We start from the raw sequence: 14,660 nt of genomic DNA on the forward strand, positions 1-14,660 counted from the left end.
CGGTCAATGCTTCGCGTACTGGCTCATGTTGTCGGGCGTGACGAGCTCGAACGGCACGTTCACGAAACGGTCCACCTTCTGCTTCTTCGCGAGCTTGAGCGCGGCGTCGACGGCCTGCGACCCCTGCCCGGCCGCGTTCTGGAACACCGACACCTTCAGCTCGCCGCTCTTCATCGACGCGAGCCCGTCAGGCGTCGCGTCGATGCCCGCGACGATCGTCTTCGGCGTCCACTTGCGCGCGGCCTTCAGCGCGTTGATCGCGCCGATCGCCATTTCGTCGTTGTTGGAGACGATCGCGTCGAACTTCGTGCCGGAGCTCAGCCAGTTCATCGTGATGTCCTGGCCCTGCGTGCGGCTCCACTTGCCTTCGCGCTTGTCGACGATCCGCATGCCCGAGCAGTCCTTGCCGGCGAGCACGTCCTCGATGTCCTTGGTCCGCGCGCGCGCCGCTTCATTGGACAGCTCGCCCATCAGCACCAGGATGTCGCCCTTGCCGCCGAGCAGCTTGCACACCTGGCGGGCCTGCAGCGTGCCCGACTGCTTCTCGTCCGACGCGACGACCGCGACGCCGGCCGGCAGCTTCTCGAAATCGACCGGCTTGCGGTTCACGTAGACGAGCGGAATCTTCGCTTCGGCAACCATCTTCGTGATCTTCGGCGTCGCATCGGTGTCGACCGGGTTCACGATGATCGCGTCGACCTTCTGCGCGATCATGTTCTGCACCTGGCTGAGCTGCTTGCCGACGTCGTTGCCGGCATCCTCGATCTGCACGCCGGCGCCGTCCTTTTTCGCGGCGTCGCCGATGCTGTTGCGCAGGATCGTCAGGAACGTGTCGTCGAAGGACGCCATCGTTACCCCGATCTTCTCGGCATGAGCAAGCGGCATTGCAAGGATCGCGGCGGCAGCGGCAGCCATCAGCTTGGTTTTCATGATCAATCTGTCTCCTTCATCTTCTCTGTGGCGGAAAGTGGTGACCGATGCACCACCAGACCGAGTCCGATACGGAACCAAAGCGCGGACCGAAGCGCGGACCGAAGCTTCAGGACGAAACTGTAAAGCACTCCGACTATTTTTTGGAAAATAATTTCTACGTGATTTCACCTAGGGAACTGGATTTCCAAAAACACTAGACTTCGTCCGTAGCCCCGAATCCCCGGAGGGCGGATCTCCGTCGCGCCAGGCGCCAGCGTCTGGCCGACGTCTGGAAACACGATCCGCCCGCCCTCCTCAACCTGCCGGCAAGGTCAGACGCCGGCCGCGAGCGTGACGAGTGATATGAGCCTGTTGAACTTTCCGAGTGGTCGCCCCATCGATCTGGCCTGTCTCGGCCGGGTGGCCGTGGACCTTTATGCACAGCAGTACGGCAGCCGTCTCGAAGACGCACGCACCTTCCAGATGTATCTGGGCGGCTCGTCGGGCAACGTCGCGTTCGGCGTCGCGCGCCTGGGCCTGAAGACCGCGATGATCTCGCGCGTCGGCGACGAGCAGATGGGCCGCTTTCTGCGCGAGACGCTCGAGCGTGAAGGCTGCGACACGAGCCAGCTGCAGACCGACCCCGAGCGCCTCACCGCGCTGGTGCTGCTCGGGCTGAAGGACCGCGACACGTTTCCGCTGCTGTTCGTGCGCGAGAACTGCGCCGACATGGCCGTGCGCGCCGACGAGATCCGCGAGGACTTCATCGCCGGCTGCCGCGCGCTGGCGATCACGGGCACGCATCTGTCCACGCCGGCCACGCGCGAGGCGTCGCTGACGGCGCTCGACTACGCGCGCCGCCACGGCGTCGTGCGAGTCCTCGACATCGACTACCGCCCCGTGTTGTGGGGCCTGACCGGCCGCGGCGCCGGCGAGAACCGCTACGTCCCGGACGAGCACGTATCGCGGCAACTGCAGCAGGTGCTCGGCGAGTTCGACCTGCTGGTCGGCACCGAGGAGGAGTTCCTGATCGCGGGCGGCGTGCCGCACGACCTGATCGCGTCGCTGCGCGCGGTCCGCCAGACCACCGATGCGGTGCTGGTCGTCAAGCGCGGCGCGCTCGGCTGCTGCGTGATCGAAGGCGCGATTCCCGAGCGCATCGACGACGCGCCGACCTTTGCCGGCGAACGTGTCGAAGTGCTGAACGTGCTCGGCGCGGGCGACGCGTTCCTGTCGGGCCTGCTGTCCGGCCTGCTGCGCGGCCGCGACTGGGCCGAAGCCACGCGCATCGCGAATGCGTGCGGCGCGATCGTCGTGTCGCGTCATGCGTGCTCGGCCGCGATGCCGACGCCCGCGGAGCTGGACCACTGGTTCAACGGCAGCCGCAACCCGCTCGTCGATGCGGATCGCGAACTCGCGCACCTGCACCGCGTGAGCGTCGCGCGCCGCGACTGGAACGATCTGTGCGTGATGGCGTTCGACCACCGCAGCCAGTTCTACGACCTCGCCGTGCAGGCCGGCGCCGACGAAGCGCGGATCAAGACGCTCAAGCGGCTGCTGGTGCGTGCCGCCGAGCAGGTCGAGCGCGACCGCGGCATCCAGGGCCATGTCGGCGTGCTGATCGACGGCGGCGCGTATGGCAGCGACGCGCTTGCGTCCGCGACCGGGCGCGGCTGGTGGGTCGGCCGGCCGGTCGAACTGCCGGGCTCCCGGCCGCTGCGCTTCGACGACACGCGCTCGGTCGGCTCCACCCTCACCCACTGGCCGACGGAACAGGTCGTCAAGTGTCTCGTGCACTATCACCCTGACGACGCGGTCGACCTGCGCGTCGCACAGGAGCAGCGCGTGCTCGAACTGTGGGAGGCGACCCGCGAGAGCGGCAACGAGCTGCTGCTGGAAATCATCCCGCCGCGCGCGGTCACGCCGGCCGGCACCGAAGACGACGCGGTGCTGCGCACGGTCGCGCGCTTCTACAACCTCGGCGTGCGGCCCGAATGGTGGAAGCTCGCGCCGATGAGCGCCGACGGCTGGGCACGGCTCGAGACACTGATCGCCGAGCGCGACCCGCATTGCCGCGGCGCGGTGATCCTCGGGCTGAACCAGCCGCTGCAATACCTGGTCGACAGCTTCCGTTTCGCGACCAACCCGATCGTCAAGGGCTTCATGATCGGGCGCACGCTGTGGGCGGACGCGTCGCTGAAGTGGCTGGGCGGCGACATCGGCGACCAGGCGCTCATCGACGAGGTGGCCGGCAATTTCGCGCAACTGGTCGACGCGTGGCTGGACCGGCGCACGCTCGCGCGGCCCGCGGCCTGAGCGCCGGCGTCACGACGTCACGACATACGAGATCGACAGACGATGACAACAACCGTGAGACTGACTGTCAGCCAGGCGCTCGTGCGCTACCTGGCTGCACTGCGCGCCGAAGTGGTCCAGCCGGACGGCCGCACCGAAATCCTGCCGTATTGCGGCGGCGTGTTCGCGATCTTCGGCCACGGCAACGTGGCCGGGCTCGGCGAGGCGCTGCAGGCCGAGCAGCACCGGCTGCCGACCTTGCGCGCGCACAACGAGCAAGGGATGGCCAACGCGGCGGTCGCGTTCGCGAAAGCGAACTTCCGCCAGCGCATGATGGCCGCGACGTCGAGCATCGGCCCCGGCGCGACCAACATGCTGACGTCGGCCGCGCTCGCGCACGTCGCGCGGCTGCCGCTGCTGCTGCTGCCGGGCGACGTGTTCGTGTCGCGCCAGCCGGACCCCGTGCTGCAGCAGGTCGAGAGCTTCGAGCAGGGCGACGTCAGCGCGAACGACTGCTTCCGCCCGGTCACGCGCTACTTCGACCGGATCACGTCGCCCGAGCAATTGCTGGTCGCGCTGCCGCGCGCGATCCAGGTGATGACCGACCCCGCGCAGTGCGGGCCCGTGTGTCTCGCGCTGCCGCAGGACGTGCAGACCTTCGCGTATGACTGGCCGGAAGATTTCTTCGCACCGCCGCTAATCCGGATGCGGCGCCCGCCGGCCGACGCCGTCGAGCTGGCCGACGCGATCGACCTGCTCAAGTCCGCGAAGCAGCCGTTGATCGTCGCCGGCGGCGGCGTGCTGTACAGCCACGCGTGGGATGCGCTGCGCGCGTTCGTCGACACACATGGCGTGCCGGTCGCCGAATCGCAGGCCGGCAAGGGCAGCCTCGCTTGGGATCACCCGTTGAACCTCGGCTCGATCGGCGTGACGGGCTCGCCCGCCGCGAACCGCGCGGCCGCGCAATGCGACGTCGTATTCGCGGTCGGCACCCGGCTGCAGGACTTCACGACCGGCTCGCACGCGCTCTACGGCCACGCGAAGCTGCTGAGCCTGAACGTGCAGCCGTTCGACGCGGGCAAGAAGCGCGGCCAGCAGCTCGTCGCGGACGCGCGCACGGGGCTCGGCCAGGTGTCCGCCGCGCTCGCCGGCTGGCGCGCCGACCCCGCGTGGACAGCAAGCTGCCGCGACCAGGCCGCCGCGTGGGTTGCCCGCGTGACCGAACTGACGAACCACGTGCCGAACGACACGCTGCCGTACGACGCCGAGGTGATCGGCGCGGTGCGCGAGTCGGCCGCCGACGCGGGCGTCGACAGCGCCCGCGACGACCTCGTCGTGTGCGCGGCCGGCACGCTGCCGGCCGAGCTGCACAAGCTGTGGCGCAGCGGCCTGCCCGGCAACTACCACATGGACTACGCGTATTCGTGCATGGGCTACGAAGTCGCGGGCGGCCTCGGCGCGAAGCTCGCGCGGCCGGAACGCGAAGTGATCGTGATGGTCGGCGACGGCTCGTACATGATGCTGAACGCCGAACTCGCGACGTCGGTGATGCTCGGCCGCAAGATCATCGTCGTGATCCTCGACAACCGCGGCTACGGCTGCATCGAGCGCCTGCAGCTGAAGTGCGGCGGCGCGAGCTTCAACAACATGCTCGACGACTGCGTGCCGGAAGGCGGCGCACGCTCGACGATCGATTTCGCGATGCACGCGCGCGCGATGGGCGCCGAAGCCGTGCACGTGCGCGACGTCGCGGAACTGCGCCACGAGCTGCGCCGCGCGCGCGCGGCGACGACGAGCCAGGTGCTCGTGATCGACACGACCCACCATCGCACGACCGACGACGGCGGCGCATGGTGGGAGGTCGCGGTGCCACAGGTGTCCGCGCGGCCCGACGTCGAGCGCGCGCATCGCGACTATCTCGACGAGAAGACCCGACAGCGGCGCTGACCAGCAGGCGCCGCGCGCGTGCCCGCACCGCGTCCCATCACCCGAACCAAGGAAAGATCCATGAGCTGGAACGTTCGCATCGGCATCAACCCCCTGTCGTGGATGAACGACGACCTGCCGTCCCTCGGCGGCGAAACGCCGCTCGAAACGGCGCTGAAGGAAGGCGCGGAAATCGGCTATGCCGGTTTCGAGCTCGGCAACAAATTTCCGAAGACCGGCCCCGCGCTGAAGGCCAAGCTCGCCGAATACGGCCTCGTCTGCGTGTCGGGCTGGTACTCGGGCTTTCTCGCGGAAGTCCCGCCCGGCATCAGCGACGCGCAGGCCGTCGCCGCCGAGATCGAGCGCTGCCACGCGCACATGGCGAAGCTGCAGTACAACGACGTGAAGGTGGTCGTGTACGGCGAGTGCGCGGGCACGATCCAGGGCAACATCGACACGCCCGTCGCGAAGCGGCCGCGCTTCATCGACGACGAATCGTGGCAGCGCTACGCCGCGCGCCTGGACGCGTTCGGCGCGCACCTGCTGTCGACCTACGGGATCAGGCTCGCCTATCACCACCACATGGGCGCATACGTCGAATCGCCCGACGATGTCGACCGCCTGATGGCCCTCACCGATCCGGCAAAGGTGTTCCTGCTGTTCGACACGGGCCATGCTTACTTCGGCGGCGCAGCCGATCCGGTCGCACTGCTGAAGAAGCACGTCGCGCGCGTCGTCCACGTGCATTGCAAGGACGTGCGGGCGCAGGTCGTCACGCAGGCGCGCAACGACGGCTGGAGCTTCCTGAACGGCGTGATCAACGGCACCTTCACCGTGCCCGGCGACGGCGCGCTCGATTACGAGGCGACGCTGCGCGCACTCAAGGAAGCGAACTACGAAGGCTGGCTGGTGGTCGAGGCCGAGCAGGATCCCGCCGTCGCGCCGAGCTACCCGTATGCGAAGAAGGGCTACGACACGCTGCGCGCGATCGTCGACAAGCTGAGCGCTTGAGCCCCCTCTTAGCCCCCTGCCACCGAATTGCGGAGCCTCTTCCATGACGATCTCCCCCCTGCTGGTCAAGGCGTCGCCCGACCGCGAAATCTGCAACGTCACGCCTGAATCGGCCGGCTGGAAGCACGTCGGCTTTCGTGTGCTGCGCCTGAAAGCCGGCGACAGCGAAACCGTCGACACCGGCTCGCGCGAGCTGTGCGTGGTCGTGCTCACCGGCACGGTGCGCGCGGAAACCGGCGGCGCCACGTTCGACGGCCTCGGCCAGCGCGACAGCGTGTTCGACGAGGTCTCGCCCGACGCGCTGTACGTGCCGGGCGGACACACCGTCACCGTGACCGCGACGCGCGACGCGGAAGTCGCGCTGTGCACCGCGCCGTACGTGAGCGGCGACAAGACGGTGCGCCGCCTCGACGGTGAACACATGCGCCGGATGGTGCGCGGGAAAGGCACCAACACGCGCTACGTGTGCGACATCCTGATGGGCGACAACCCGGCGGCCGACCGGCTGCTCGTCGTCGAGGTAATCACGCCGGCCAGCCATTCGAGCAGCTATCCGCCGCACAAGCACGACCGCGACGCCGCGCCCGACGAAACCGTGCTCGAGGAAACCTACTATCACCGGATCGATCCGCCGCAGGGTTTCGCGTTCCAGCGCGTCTATACCGACGACCGCAGCCTCGACGAAGCCTGCGTCGTCGAGAACCACGACGTCGTGATGGTGCCGCGCGGCTACCATCCGGTCGTCGCGCCGCACGGCTACAACCTGTACTACCTGAACGTGATGGCCGGCCCGAGCCGAGCATGGGCGTTCAAGAACGATCCGGCCCACGAGTGGATGCTCGATACGCCGGCGGGTGGTTGAGCGGGCTGCGGCGGCCAGCGTGGCGAGCAGGAGTTGTCGTGACAGGAGATAAAGATGAGGCGATTCTTCCCCATCGATGACGAGACTTTCGAACAGCAGGCGTCGAGCACGATGCTGCCGTGCTTCAACGCCGATGCCGCGCGCAGGCTCGGCGACATCGCCATCAACATCGCGTCGCGCCGCGGCCTGGCCGTTGCGGTGAGCGTCATGTCCGCCCGCGCACCGCTGTTCTACTGCGCGCTCGACGGCAGCGGCGCGGCGTGCTGCGAAGCGATCCGGCGCAAGCAGAACACGGTGTTCCGGTTCGGCAAGAGCTCGCTCGAAGTGGGTATCGCATTTGCGCGCGACGGACTGTCGCTGCGCTCCGAAGGGCTGTCCGGCGACGATTACGCGCTGGAAGGCGGCGGCGTGCCGCTACGCGTCGCGGCCACCGAACTGGCTGGCACGATGACGATCGCCGGACTCGATTCGGTTCGCAATCACGAACTCGCCGTCGAGAGCATCCGGTGGTACGTCGGCTCGGCCAGCCTGCTGCGGATCGCGTAGGCGCCCGCGAACCTGCCTGTCGGCTCAGCGCATGCCGCCGCTCGCGCGAACGAGTTCGCCCGTCATCCAGCGCGCGTCGTCCGATGCGAGAAAGACGGCGATCGACGCGATGTCGTCCGGCTGCCCCACGCGGCCCAGCGGCGTCTGACTGAGCGCGGACGCTTCGAGTTCGGAGCCGACGATCCCCGCGCTGTGCGTGCCCTCAGTCACGACCACGCCCGGGTTGATCGCGTTCACGCGGATCTTGCGCGGGCCGAGTTCGCGCGCGAGCACGCCCGTGATCGCGTCCACGGCGCCCTTCGTGCCGCTGTAGACCGCGCTTGCCGGCGGCGTGATGGTGGTCACCACCGAGCTGATGTTGATGATGCTCGCGCCGTCGCCGAGATGCTTCACGGCCGCCTGCGTCGTCAACAGCACGCCCAGTACGTTCGTGTCGAACTGTTTGCGGAAATGCTCTTCCGTGATCGCCTCGATCGGCGCGAACTCGTAGATGCCGGAATTGTTGACGAGGATATCGAGGCGGCCGTACGTTTCGACGGCCGTGTCGATGATGCGCTGCGCGTCGGCTGCCTTCGACACGTCGCCGCCGACAGCGACCGCATTGCCGCCCTCCGCGCCGATCGCGCTCACGACGGCCTCCGCGCCGGCCTTGCTGCTCGCATAGTTGACGACGACCGACGCGCCTTCGGCGGCGAGGGCCTTTGCAATTGCGGCGCCAATACCCTTGGAACCGCCCGTCACGACCGCGACCTTGCCTGCAAGCTTGCTCATGATTTCCATCCTCAATTCGTTATCGCATGATGAATCGGACCGGCTGTCCTGGCGAAGCAGGGAACCGGCGATGACGAAAATCTATGCGCTTCGTCGATGTCGATAAAGGCGCTCGGGACGAATTGAGTTGCGGGATCGCACGAACAATCGCCGGGCGCAAGACGTCAGACCCCGCTCGGCCGGTGGTGAGTCCGTGGTTAGCCCGCACTCAGCCACGTATCAACCACTTCCCCCTGCAGCCCGTCGAGCGTGCCGTCGTACACGATCCTGCCGCGCCCCATCACCGCGACCCGCCGCGTCAGCCGCGGCGCGAGCTGCAGCCGCTGTTCGATCAGCACGATCGCGACGCCGTCCGCCTGCAGTGCCGCGAGACACGCGCCGATCTCGTCGACCGCGAGCGGCGCGAGCCCTTCCGCGGGCTCGTCGACGATCAGCACGCGCGGCCCGCCCGCGAGCGCGCGCACCAGCGCGAGCACCTGCTGCTCGCCGCCCGACAGGCGGCCGGCCTTCACGTCCGCGCGCGCGGCGAGCAGCGGAAAGCGCGCGAACAGACTGTCGAGCTCCGCGCGCGCCGCCGCGCCGCGAACCCCGCGCAACCCGAGCAGCAGGTTGTCGCGCACGCTCAGCAGCGGGAACACGTCGCGGCTCTCGGCGACGTACGCGACACCGCGCCGCGCAATCTCGAAGGTCCGCGCGCCCGCGCATTCGATGCCCGCGATCCGCACCGATCCGGCGATGCGCACGAGCCCCATCACCGCCTTCGCGAGCGTCGAGCGGCCCGATCCGTTGCGCCCGATCAGCGCGAGCGTCTCGCCCGGCGCCAGCGCGAGGTCGACGCCATCGAGCACGGGCTGCATCCCGTACCACGCACGCAGGCCGCGAAGCTCGAGCAACGCGCTCATGCGAAGCCGTCGCCGAGATAGGCTGCGCGCACGGCCGGATCGGCGCGGATCGCGTCCGGCGCACCGGTGGCGACCACGACCCCGCGCACGAGCACCGTGATCCGTTCCGCGAAGCCGAACACCGTGTCCATGTCGTGCTCGATCATCAGCACCGTGCGGCCACGCGTCGTCGCGCGGATCAGCTCGATCATCCGCGCGGCCTGCGCGCGATTCATGCCGGCCGTCGGCTCGTCGAGCAGCAGCGTGCGCGCACCGCTCGCGAGCGCGATCCCGAGATCGAGCGCGCGCTGCTCCGCGTAGCCGAGTGCGGCGGCCGGCGTGTCGCGGTACGCATCGAGGCCGACGTCGTGCAGCACCTGCGCGGCCGCGCGGTCGACCGACGCGGATTCGCGCACGCGGTTCCACCAGCGCCGCCGCTCGGCCGGCGCATGCAGCGCCGCGCAGCGCAGGTTGTCGAATACGGTGAGGCGCGCAAACGCGCTCGTCTGCTGGAAGCTGCGGCCGATGCCGAGCCGGCTCGCGGCGACGGGCCCGCGTCCGCGCAGCTCGACGCCGTGCAGCACGACACGCCCGCGCGTCGGCCGCACGGCGCCCGCGATCACGTTGAAGAGCGTCGACTTGCCGGCACCGTTCGGCCCGATCAGCGCATGACGCTCGCCGGCCGCCACCGCCAGCTCGACACCATCGAGCACCGTGTGCGCGCCGAAGCGCTGCGCGATGCCGTGCAGCGCGACCGCGTTGCCGTTCATCGTCCGTCCTCCAGCCCGCCCGGCGCGAGCCGCGCGCGCCAGCCCCACAGCAGCGCGCCGATCGCGGCGGCCGAGCCTGCGACGGCCCAGCCGACCGGGGTGTCGGCGTCGATGCGCCACGCGCCGAACGCGGTGCCTGCGCCGTCCTCCAGCGCGAAACGCCAGGCATAGCCGAGTTCGGCCGCACCGACGACCGCGACGCACCAGAACGCGCTCGCGGCGACGCCGCACAGCATGCGCCATCGTTCGACCGCCGGCGCGCCGCGGCGCAGCGCGTGCGCGATATCCGCCGCGATGCCCGCGAGCCCACGCGGCGCGGCGACCACGACGACGACGAACAGCAGCCCCAGATACAGCGGCCACGCACGCGACACGCCCGCGACCGCGACGCTCAATCCCGTCAGCACGGCCGCGCCGGCCGCCGGCCCGAAGAACGAGCCCGTGCCGCCGATCACCGCGGCGATCAGCACGGTCGCCGAACGGGTCATCGCGGCGCTGTCGGGCGTCGCGAGCTCGACGTCGATCAGCGTCAGCGTGCCGGCAACGCCCGCAAAGAACGATGCGCACGCAACCATCGCGAGCCGCACGCGGCGCGGATCGGTGCCGAGCGCGGCAACGCGCGCCGGGTTGTCGCGCACCGCGTTCGCGACACGCGCGAACGGCGTGCGCGTCAGCGCGTACATCGCGAGCGCTGACGCAAAACACCACGCTGCAATCACCGCATACGCGTGCGCCGGCGCGCCGAACTGCCAGCCACCGACCGGCATGCCGCTCGCCCGGTCGATCGGCACGCCGCCGACGCCGCCGAACCACGCGGGCATGCTCCACGCGGCAGCCGCGACGCACTCGCCGAGGCCGAGCGTGATCATCGCGAACGCAGTGCCGGCGCGGCGCGTCGCGAGCACGCCGAACAGCAGGCCGAAGCCCGCGCCCGCCACGCCGCCGGCGAGCGGCAACAGCGGCAGCGGGCCGCCGAAGCGGTTGAACCAGTGCGCGGCCGCGAACGCGCCGAGGCCCGCGAACGCCGCATGGCCGAACGACAGCAGGCCGGTCGTGCCGAGCTGCAGGTTGTACGACAGCGCGAGCACGACGAGCGCGGCCGTCTGCGACAGATAGCCGAGCATCCAGCCGTGCGGCCACAGCCACGCGGGCAGCGCGAGGCAGCCGGCGAACAGCGCCCAGCGCAGGCAACCCGGAAACATGCGGCTACGCATCGGCACGCTCGCCGAACAGGCCGCGCGGCCGCACGACCAGCACCGCGACGAGCAGCAGGTACGGGACTAGCGGCGCGAGTTGCGCGACCGTCACCGCGGCGACGCTGTCCGGCAGCGCGACGCCCGTCCATTGCACGACGTCGTGCAGCGACATGTCGCTCGCGGCCGCGAAAGTCTGTGCGACGCCCACCGCGAGCGACGCAGCGAACGCACCGCCGAGCGAACCGAGCCCGCCGATCACGACCACCGCGAATACGATCGAGCCGACCGTCTCGGCGAGCGCGGGCTCGATCACCGCGAGCGGCGCGCCGATCACGCCGGCCAGCGCCGCGAGCGCGGTGCCCGCGCCGAACAGGCCCGTCATCAGGCGCGGTACGTCGTAGCCGAGCGTCTCGACGGCCGCGCGATGCGTGAGCGCCGCGCGCACGACCAGGCCGATGCGCGACGCGCGCAGCAGGCCCGCGAGCGCGACCAGCATCGCGGCGGACATCGTCATCATGAACAGCCGGTAACGCGGCAGCGCGACGCCGAGCACCGTCACCGGCGCGCCGTCGAACAGCGGCGGCACCGGCGCGGGCAACGGCGCGAGGCCCCACACGAGCTTCGCGCCCTCGCCGATCAGGTACGCGAGCCCGAACGTCAGCAGCAGCTCGCCCGTATGGCCGTGCGCCCGGACGCGGCGCAGCAGCGTGCGTTCGCAGGCCGCGCCAGCGCCGCCGACCGCGAGCGGCGCAAGCACGAGCGCGGGCCAGAAGCCGACGCGCGCGGCAATGCTGTAGCCGACATACGCGCCGAGCATGTAGAAGCTCGCGTGTGCGAAGTTGAGCACGCCCTGTACGCTGAAGATCAGCGTGAGGCCCGCCGACAGCATGAACAGCAGCAAGCCGTAGCTGAGGCCGTTGAAGGCCTGGAGCGCGAACGTGTGCAACGCGCGTGCCGTCAGGCGGCGAGCGGGTCGAGCGCGGCGCGCAGCGCGTCGGACAGCGGCACGGGCCGGCGCGTGTCGCGATCGACGTACACGTGGACGAAATGGCCCTGCGCGGCCGGCGCGGTTTCGCCGTGCGCGAACAGCCCGATCTCGTAGCGCACGCTCGACGTGCCGAGCTTCGCGACGCGCAGCCCCGCTTCGACTGTCTGCGGGAACACGAGCGGCGCGAAGTAGTTGCACTGCGTCTCGACGACGAGCCCGATCGTCTGCGCGCGCTCGATGTCGAGCACGCCGGCGCGGATCAGGTATTCGTTCACGACCGTGTCGAAGTAGCTGTAGTAGACGACGTTGTTCACGTGCCCGTAGACGTCGTTATCCATCCAGCGGGTCGTGATCGGCAGGAAGTGGCGGTAGGCGTCGCGGGAACGCGGCTGCGGCTTGTCGGACATGGCGATGGCGGTCAGAGTCGGGACGATGGGCGCGCGCGGGTCATTGCCCGGGCCGGTCGACGAACTCGAAATCGAGCCCGCGCGCGCGCATCCAGTCCGCGAGCGCGTAGCCGGTGCCGGCACGCCACGGGCGCAGCAGCGGCGGCTCGACGAGCCGGTATTCGAGCAGCTCCGGCGACAGCGTGATCGCTCCCGATGCGCGCACGTGGTACGCGATGATCAGTTCGTTCTTGCGGATGAATTCGTAGACGCCGACGAGCGAAATCTGCTCGGCCTTCAGCGCGGTTTCCTCGCGCACCTCGCGCGCGATGCCGTCCTCGGGCGTCTCGCCGCGCTCGAGGAACCCGGTGATCAGCGCGAACATCCCTTCCGGCCACGCGGCGTTGCGCGCGAGCAGGATCTTGCCGTCGATCTCGACGATCGCAGCAACGACGGGCAGCGGGTTGTTCCAGTGGACGTAGCCGCAGGTTTCGTCCGGACAGGCCTGGCGGAGGCGGCCGCCCTCCTCGGCGGGATCGGCGCGCTCGGTGAGCGGTTTCGCGCAGCGCGGGCAAAAGCGGTAGTCGGCGAGAGTCATCGATGGGGACATGGCGGACGCCGCAATGCCGCCCGCAGGACGGCCCGCACGCCCGCTCGGCACGGGAAAGGCTTCATTCTAGCGAGTTTGCCCGCGATGCTGCGGATCTGGCCCCGGTCATGACAGGGTTGATCGTGCGCGTCCCGCGACGGATACGCCCATGCCACGCCCCTGTCCATGGTCGTGCTTCGCGCTTGGTCAGGCCTTGCGCCGCGCGCGCCACGCGAACCCCGCTGTGCCGACGACAAGCGATGCCACCGCAACCCACAGCGCAGGCGTGAAGGTGCCCGCATATGCGACCAGCGGTGCCGCAACGAGCGGCCCGGCAATCTGCCCGATCCCGTACGACGCAGTCGCATAACCCATCAGCCCGGCCGCGCGATCACCATGCAGCCGGCGCGCTTCGCGCATCGCGAACAGCGTGATCGCGGTGAACGGCAGCCCGAGCAGCATGCTGCCGAGCGCGAGGCCCGGCGCGCTCGGCCAGACGATCCCGAGCGCGATCCCGGCCGCCTGCACCGCACAGCCGCCCGCGAGCAGCAGCCGGTTGTCCCAGTGCGCGGGCAGCCGAGCAGCAGCCACCGCGCCGACGCTCACCGCCGCGCCGAACATCGGCCAGAACAGGTCGGGCCACGGCGAGCCGGCCGGCAGCACCGCGCGCGCGATCACCGGCAGGAACGTCGCGGTGATGATGTAGCCGAAGCCCGGCAACCCGTACAGCACGACGAGCCAGATCGCATCGGCGCGCTGCGGCTGCGCGGCGGCCCGGGCGGAATTGGCCGGCGTGTGCGGCGAACCGGCCGGCGCGTGTGGCGAACCGGCCGGCGTGGCGCTGCCGAAAACGCGCCAGATCGCGGCCGACAGCACGGCGGCCAGCGCCGCGAAGCCGAGCCAGCCCGCCGCCGCACGATGGCCGGCCAGCGCGCTGCCGATCAGCCCAGTCAACACGATGCCGAGGCCGGGCCCCGCAAAGATCACGCCGCCCCATTCCGGCGCGTGCAGTTCCGCAAGCCGCCGCAAGCCCCATTGCGATGCGAACACGAACGTCCATGCGCTGACGGCGCCCGCGACGAACCGCACCGCGAGCCACACGGGCAGCAAGTGGCCGACGCCCATCGCGGCGGTCAGCAGCACGGTCGCCACGAGCCCGAAGCGGACCATGGACGCCGGCGCGACCCGCAGCGCCGCGCAACTGAGCGCGCCGGCGAAATAGCCCGCGTAATTCGCGGATGCGAGCCAGCCGCCGGCCTTCAGGCCGATCGAGCCGTCGCCGAGCATCAGCGGCAGCAGCGGCGTGAATGCGAAGCGGCCGACGCCCAGCGCGACCGCGAGCCCGATCATGCACGCGAGCGCGGCGGTGCGGGCGCGCCGGTCGGCGTCACGGAGCGGAAGTGCGGAAGCGGCAGCAGGCGGGAAATCGGGGCGTGACATGGCGCGGTGCTGGCCGGCGCGAGCACGCCCGGCCGGAACGGAAGTCGGAATGCTTCGATCGTAGCTTGACCAAACATTCTCGAAAAA

14 protein-coding genes are annotated in these 14,660 nt (G+C 69.9%); 5 read left to right on the forward strand and 9 right to left on the reverse strand.

What is annotated here, in order from left to right:
- Positions 1-3: 3 nt before the first annotated feature.
- Entirely contained in the window at positions 4-930 is a 927-nt protein-coding gene (locus DID96_RS27170) for a sugar ABC transporter substrate-binding protein (protein ID WP_124602331.1), read from the reverse strand.
- A gap of 345 nt (positions 931-1,275) precedes the next feature.
- Here DID96_RS27170 and iolC point away from each other — a divergent pair, with 345 nt between their 5' ends.
- Genes iolC through DID96_RS27195 form a run of 5 tightly spaced genes read left to right on the forward strand, consistent with a single transcriptional unit; the run spans position 1,276 to position 7,552 of the window.
- A complete protein-coding gene (gene iolC, locus DID96_RS27175; RefSeq protein WP_124602332.1) occupies positions 1,276-3,228 on the forward strand; it encodes a bifunctional 5-dehydro-2-deoxygluconokinase/5-dehydro-2-deoxyphosphogluconate aldolase in 1,953 nt (650 codons plus the stop codon).
- A 42-nt stretch (positions 3,229-3,270) separates the two neighbouring features.
- Positions 3,271-5,154, forward strand: a complete 1,884-nt coding sequence (gene iolD, locus DID96_RS27180) for a 3D-(3,5/4)-trihydroxycyclohexane-1,2-dione acylhydrolase (decyclizing) (protein ID WP_124602333.1) — start codon at positions 3,271-3,273, stop codon at positions 5,152-5,154.
- Between the two features lie 60 nt (positions 5,155-5,214).
- A complete protein-coding gene (gene iolE, locus DID96_RS27185; protein WP_124602334.1) occupies positions 5,215-6,144 on the forward strand; it encodes a myo-inosose-2 dehydratase in 930 nt (309 codons plus the stop codon).
- 43 nt (positions 6,145-6,187) lie between these two features.
- Entirely contained in the window at positions 6,188-7,006 is an 819-nt protein-coding gene (gene iolB, locus DID96_RS27190; protein ID WP_124602335.1) for a 5-deoxy-glucuronate isomerase, read from the forward strand.
- A gap of 54 nt (positions 7,007-7,060) precedes the next feature.
- Entirely contained in the window at positions 7,061-7,552 is a 492-nt protein-coding gene (locus DID96_RS27195) for a heme-binding protein (protein ID WP_124602336.1), read from the forward strand.
- Positions 7,553-7,576: 24 nt separating this feature from the next.
- Here DID96_RS27195 and DID96_RS27200 read toward each other — a convergent pair whose 3' ends face one another.
- From DID96_RS27200 to DID96_RS27235, 8 genes are all read right to left on the reverse strand, one after another.
- Positions 7,577-8,323 (reverse strand): glucose 1-dehydrogenase, encoded by a 747-nt coding sequence (locus tag DID96_RS27200; protein ID WP_124602337.1) that lies wholly within the window; start codon positions 8,321-8,323, stop codon positions 7,577-7,579.
- A 197-nt stretch (positions 8,324-8,520) separates the two neighbouring features.
- Positions 8,521-9,225, reverse strand: a complete 705-nt coding sequence (locus DID96_RS27205) for an ABC transporter ATP-binding protein (RefSeq protein ID WP_124602338.1) — start codon at positions 9,223-9,225, stop codon at positions 8,521-8,523.
- Positions 9,222-9,974, reverse strand: a complete 753-nt coding sequence (locus tag DID96_RS27210) for an ABC transporter ATP-binding protein (RefSeq protein WP_124602339.1) — start codon at positions 9,972-9,974, stop codon at positions 9,222-9,224. The genes DID96_RS27205 and DID96_RS27210 overlap by 4 nt, the downstream gene beginning before the upstream one ends.
- Positions 9,971-11,188 carry a branched-chain amino acid ABC transporter permease gene (locus DID96_RS27215; protein WP_124602340.1) on the reverse strand — a complete coding sequence of 406 codons (1,218 nt, stop codon included), beginning with the start codon at positions 11,186-11,188 and terminating at the stop codon, positions 9,971-9,973. Before DID96_RS27215 ends, DID96_RS27210 begins: the two co-directional genes overlap by 4 nt.
- On the reverse strand, positions 11,181-12,116 hold the full coding sequence (locus tag DID96_RS27220; protein WP_124602341.1) for a branched-chain amino acid ABC transporter permease: 936 nt from the start codon (positions 12,114-12,116) through the stop codon (positions 11,181-11,183). The genes DID96_RS27215 and DID96_RS27220 overlap by 8 nt, the downstream gene beginning before the upstream one ends.
- 11 nt (positions 12,117-12,127) lie before the next feature.
- Entirely contained in the window at positions 12,128-12,565 is a 438-nt protein-coding gene (locus tag DID96_RS27225; RefSeq protein WP_124602342.1) for a thioesterase family protein, read from the reverse strand.
- A gap of 40 nt (positions 12,566-12,605) precedes the next feature.
- Positions 12,606-13,142, reverse strand: a complete 537-nt coding sequence (locus DID96_RS27230; protein WP_124602355.1) for an NUDIX domain-containing protein — start codon at positions 13,140-13,142, stop codon at positions 12,606-12,608.
- Positions 13,143-13,340: 198 nt separating this feature from the next.
- Entirely contained in the window at positions 13,341-14,573 is a 1,233-nt protein-coding gene (locus DID96_RS27235) for a YbfB/YjiJ family MFS transporter (protein WP_124602343.1), read from the reverse strand.
- Between the last annotated feature and the right edge of the window lie 87 nt (positions 14,574-14,660).

It is taken from the genome of Burkholderia sp. Bp8963 (assembly GCF_003854275.1).
Classification (GTDB): Bacteria; Pseudomonadota; Gammaproteobacteria; order Burkholderiales; family Burkholderiaceae; genus Burkholderia.